Here is a 4,810-nt window from a genome sequence, read left to right as displayed (position 1 = left end):
TCGACCTCGTGGTGCTGGCGGTCAAGGCATACGGGCTGGAACAGGCCATCGAGGACCTCGCGCCCGCGGTCGGACCCGCGACGCTGATCGTCCCCGTCCTCAACGGCATCCGCCACATCGACCTGCTCGCCGCCCGCTTCGGCCAGCCCGCCGTGCTGGGTGGCGTCAGCCAGGTCGCCGCCACCGTCGACGAGAGCGGGCGCATCGTGCAGCTCAATGCCTTGCAGAAGCTCGCGTACGGGCAGCGCCAGGCGGCCGGCCCCGCGGACCCCGCGCGGCTGGATGCCGTGCATGCCGCCCTCGGCGGTGCCGCTTTCGAATCGCGCCTGGCGCAGGAGATCGATCGCGAGATGTGGGAGAAGTGGGTCTTCCTCACCACCCTGGGCGGCATCAACTGCCTGATGCGCGGCACCATCGGCGAGATCGTCGCCGCGCCCGGCGGGGCGGCACTGGCCCGCCAGTTGCTGGCCGAGTGCGAGGCCGTGGCCGCAGCCTCGGGGCAGAAGCTGGCGTCCGCCTACGTGGACGGCGTCGCCCGCATGATCACCACGCCGGGCTCGCCGCAAGCCTCCAGCATGTTCCGCGACCTGCAGCGCGGACTCGACGTCGAAGCCGACCACATCGTGGGCGACATGCTGCGCCGCGCGCAGTCCTTCGGCCTGGCCGCGCCGCTGCTGGCGGCAGCCTATGCCAGTCTTTGCGTGTATCGCGGCCGCCGCACGGCCCCCTCGCCGGCACGCTGAATCGGCCGCGTGGCAGGATAGCGGAATGCCCTCGCTGTTCGACACCCACGTCTTCCGCGGCAGCCAGGCCGGGCCCCGACTGCTGATCCTGGGCGCGGTGCACGGCAACGAGAAGTGCGGCTCGATCGCCATCGAGCGCGCGCTCAAGCAGCTCGCCTCGGGCGAACTGCAGGTGCTGCGGGGCCAGCTCACGCTGGTGCCGGTGACGAACCGCCTGGCGTACGAGCGCAACCAGCGCGCCGGCGACCGCAACCTCAATCGCAACCTGCAGCGCACCGCGGCGCCGCAGGACAACGAGGACCGCATCGCCAACGAGCTCTGCCCGCTGCTGGAGGCGCACGACGTGCTGCTGGACCTGCACTCCTTCCATTCGCCGGGCCAGCCTTTCGTGATGGTCGGCCCCGAGGACAACACCGGCTCGCTGGAGCCGTTCGCCCACGCGGCCGAGGAGGAGTCGCTCGCCCGCCGACTCGGTGTGAGCCGCGCCGTCGACGGCTGGCTCGATACCTACGCGCGCGGGGCCGCTCGCCGCGGCGTCAGCAGCAGCTACGGCATGGGCACGACGGAGTACCTGCGCGCGCACGGTGGCTATGGCGTGACGCTGGAATGCGGTCAACACGAAGACCCATTGGCGCCCGAGGTGGCGCACCGTGCCATCCTCAAGGGCCTGGCCCACCTGCGCCTGGTAGATGCTCCGGCGCCGGCCGCTCAGGCGATGGAGACGCTGCGGCTGGTGGACGTGTGGGACCGCGAGCAGCCGGGCGATCGCTTCGCCAGGCCCTGGACCAGTTTCGAGCCGCTGGCGGCAGGCGAGCTGGTGGGCTGGCGCGGCAACGGAGCCGAGGTCCGCGCACCGGCCGACGGCTTCATCGTGTTTCCCAACGTCAATGCCACGCCGGGCGCCGAATGGTTCTACTTCGCGGCCCGTGATCGTCGCCTGGCTTGACCGCCGTAGTCGCCACCGGTCCTGGCGAGGAGCGGCGGCGTTCCATCTCCAGCAGCAGCCGCACCAGCCAGTTGGCGAACGCCAGTGCGGCGACTCCCAGCGCGGCAAAGCGCGTGGGGCTGGCCGGCAGCACGCCGGCCTTCATCAGCAGGGCCGCCACCGCACTGCCGCACAAGGCAAGCGCCGCGAGACAGGCCGCGATGCGCAGGACAGTGAGCTCTGGCGATGGGGTGCCGTGTGACATGATTTTCCTCGTTACCTGTTGTACATCCACTGTCGAGCACCAGCAAGCGGAGCGAACCGGATGCCCGACGGGCGGGGCCCTGGAGCGCTGGCGCCGGACCTGTCGGGGCGCATGCCTGGCGGTGGGGTGGCACCGAAATATTCGCGTGAATGTCGCGCCATGCGAGACCTTGCGCCCGAACCGTGCACGAAAGTTGGAGACGCAAGGACCGGCATGATTCATTCGCATGAGCCATAAGGGCATGCGGCGCGCCGGCGGATCGGGCGCAAGTTCGTCGCTACAGTCCAGCCTGCCAATCTCCCCCTTGCGAGCAGGACCGCCCCATGACCCAACTCCACATCAACGGCAAGGACGTCGCCGTCGATGCCGATGCTTCCACGCCCCTCCTCTGGGCCCTGCGCGACACGCTGGGCATGACCGGCACCAAGTTCGGTTGCGGCCAGGCGCTGTGCGGCGCCTGCACGGTGCACATCAACGGCGCGGCCACCCGTTCCTGCGTGACCCCGATCTCGGCCGCCGAGGGGCAGCGGATCACCACGATCGAGGCGATCGGCAGCGACCACGTCGGCCAGGCGGTGCAGGCTGCCTGGGTCAAGCACGACGTGGCGCAATGCGGCTACTGCCAGAGCGGCCAGGTGATGAGCGCCACCGCCCTGCTGCAGTCCAAGCGCAAGCCCACCGACGCCGACATCGACCAGGCCATGGCCGGCAATATCTGCCGCTGCGGCACCTATGCGCGCATCCGCGCCGCCATTCACGAAGCCGCGGCCACGCTCGCCTGAGAAGATCCATGCACTTCGACCCCGCCATCGCCTCCGACCTGCAAAAGGTTCTCGCGCAGCGCCTGCCCCGCACGAGCGGTGCAGCCCCGCTGGAGCGCCGCAGCTTTCTCAAGCTCTCCGCCGCCGCTGGCCTCGCCCTCGGCGTGTTCCCGCTGGCCGGCTCCGCGCAGGAGTCCGGCGGCGTGAAGCCGGCGCAGCAGCCCTCGGCCTTCGTGCAGATCGACGCTGACGGCACCACCACCGTCACGATCAACCGACTGGAATTCGGCCAGGGCGTGCAGACCGGCCTGCCCATGGTGCTGGCCGAGGAGCTCGACGCAGACTGGTCGCGCGTGCGCAGCCGGCACGGCAACGCCGACGCCGCCTATGCCGACCCCGTGATGGGCATCCACCTCACCGGCGGCTCCAGCAGCATCCACAACTCGTACTCCCAATACCGCGAGCTCGGCGCCCGCGTGCGCGCGATGCTGCTCGCCGCGGCCGCGCAGCAGTGGCAGCGACCCGTCTCCGAGCTGCGCACCGCCAACGGCTTCGTGCTGGGCCCGGGCGGTCGGCGCGCCGGCTACGGCGAACTCGCCGAGGCGGCGATGAAGCAGCCGGTGCCGCTGAAGGTGAGCTTGAAGGACCCGAAGCAATTCCGCCTGATCGGCCAAGCCACGCGCCGTCTCGACGCAAAGGCGAAGTCGACCGGCCAGCAGTCGTTCGGCATCGACGTGCGGCTGCCCGGCATGCTCACGGCGGTGGTCGCGCATCCGCCGGTATTCGGTGCCAAGTTGAAGTCCGTCAACGACAGCGGCGCCAAGGCCATTCGCGGCGTGCAGGCGGTCGTGCGCGTGCCGACCGACCGCGGCGGCGAAGCCGTGGCCGTGATCGCCGACGGCTACTGGCCCGCGCACCAGGGGCGCGACGCGCTCAAGCTCGAATGGGACACGAGCGGCGTCGAACACGCGGACACGAAGCAGCTGCTGGCGAAGTACCGCGAACTGGCGCGCACGCCCGGGCCGAAGCGCTTCGATGCCGACCTGGCACCGCTGGCCAACGCGCCGCACAAGATCAGCGCCGAGTTCGTCTTCCCCTACCTCGCGCATGCGCCGATGGAGCCCCTGAACTGCACCGTCGCCTTCGACGGCCAGAAGGCGCAACTGTGGGTGGGCACGCAGATGCCGGGCCTGGACGCCGCTGCCGCCGCAAAGACGCTGGGCATCGCACCCGCCGCGGTGCAGGTCAACGTGCAGACTGCCGGCGGCGGCTTTGGCCGGCGCGGCGTGCCGAGCAGCGACTACGTGGTGGAAGCCTGCCAGGTCGCCAAGGCCGCGCATGCCGCCGGAGTGCAGGCACCGGTGCGAATGCTGTGGAGCCGCGAGGACGACATCAAGGGCGGCTACTACCGGCCGATGCACGTGCACCGCGCCGAGATCGGCTTCGATGCGCAGGGCAACATCCTCGCCTGGGACCACGCGATCGTCGGCCAGTCCATCACCAAGGGCACCATGTTCGAGCAGTTCATGGTCAAGGACGGCATCGACGCCACCGCGGTCGAAGGCATGAAGGAGCCGTACGCGATACCCATGCGCCTGACCGTGCACCATCCGCAGGTGAACGTGCCGGTGCTGTGGTGGCGCAGCGTGGGCTCGACCCATACCGCGTATGTCATGGAGACGCTGCTGGACGAAGTGGCGCGCGCCTCCAACCAGGACCCGGTCGCCCTGCGCCTGAAGCTGATGAAGGGCAAGGCACCGCGCCATGAAGCGGCGCTGAAGCTGGCGGTGGAGAAGTCCGGCTACGGCAAGCGCAAGCTGCCCGCGGGACAGGCCTGGGGCGTGGCGGTGCACGAGTCGTTCGGCACCGTGGTCGCTTACGTGGTCGAGGCTTCGGTTGAAAAGGGTGTGCCGACCTTGCACGCGGCGACGGCGGGCGTGCACTGCAACCTCGCGGTCAATCCGATGAGCGTGGAGGCGCAGGTCCAGGGCGCGGCGCTGATGGGACTCTCCACCTGCCTGCCCGGCAACGCGATCACGCTGAAGGACGGTGCCGTCGAACAGAGCAACTTCGGCGAGTACAGCGTGGCGCGCATGCCCGACATGCCGCGCATCGC

At 70.1% G+C, this 4,810-nt stretch carries 5 protein-coding genes; 4 read left to right on the top strand and 1 reads right to left on the bottom strand.

Annotated elements, in window-relative coordinates; translation table 11 throughout:
• Together JWP60_RS11275 and JWP60_RS11270 are read left to right on the top strand one after the other, a co-directional pair.
• On the top strand, positions 1-743 hold a 743-nt coding region (locus JWP60_RS11275), incomplete at its 5' end, for a 2-dehydropantoate 2-reductase (protein WP_299790731.1).
• A 25-nt stretch (positions 744-768) separates the two neighbouring features.
• Positions 769-1,689, top strand: coding sequence for a succinylglutamate desuccinylase/aspartoacylase family protein (locus JWP60_RS11270; RefSeq protein WP_299790728.1), 921 nt, complete (start codon positions 769-771; stop codon positions 1,687-1,689).
• Here JWP60_RS11270 and JWP60_RS11265 read toward each other — a convergent pair.
• Positions 1,628-1,933, bottom strand: a complete 306-nt coding sequence (locus JWP60_RS11265) for a hypothetical protein (protein ID WP_299790726.1) — start codon at positions 1,931-1,933, stop codon at positions 1,628-1,630. The genes JWP60_RS11270 and JWP60_RS11265 overlap by 62 nt on opposite strands.
• A gap of 323 nt (positions 1,934-2,256) precedes the next feature.
• Here JWP60_RS11265 and JWP60_RS11260 point away from each other — a divergent pair, with 323 nt between their 5' ends.
• Together JWP60_RS11260 and JWP60_RS11255 are read left to right on the top strand one after the other, a co-directional pair.
• Positions 2,257-2,715 carry a (2Fe-2S)-binding protein gene (locus JWP60_RS11260; RefSeq protein WP_299790723.1) on the top strand — a complete coding sequence of 153 codons (459 nt, stop codon included), beginning with the start codon at positions 2,257-2,259 and terminating at the stop codon, positions 2,713-2,715.
• Between the two features lie 8 nt (positions 2,716-2,723).
• The coding region (locus JWP60_RS11255; protein ID WP_299790720.1) for a xanthine dehydrogenase family protein molybdopterin-binding subunit at positions 2,724-4,810 on the top strand (2,087 nt) is incomplete at its 3' end.

Source organism: Ramlibacter sp. (genome assembly GCF_028291745.1).
Lineage (GTDB): Bacteria > Pseudomonadota > Gammaproteobacteria > Burkholderiales > Burkholderiaceae_C > Ramlibacter.
This window is presented reverse-complemented; position numbering and strand designations above follow the sequence as displayed.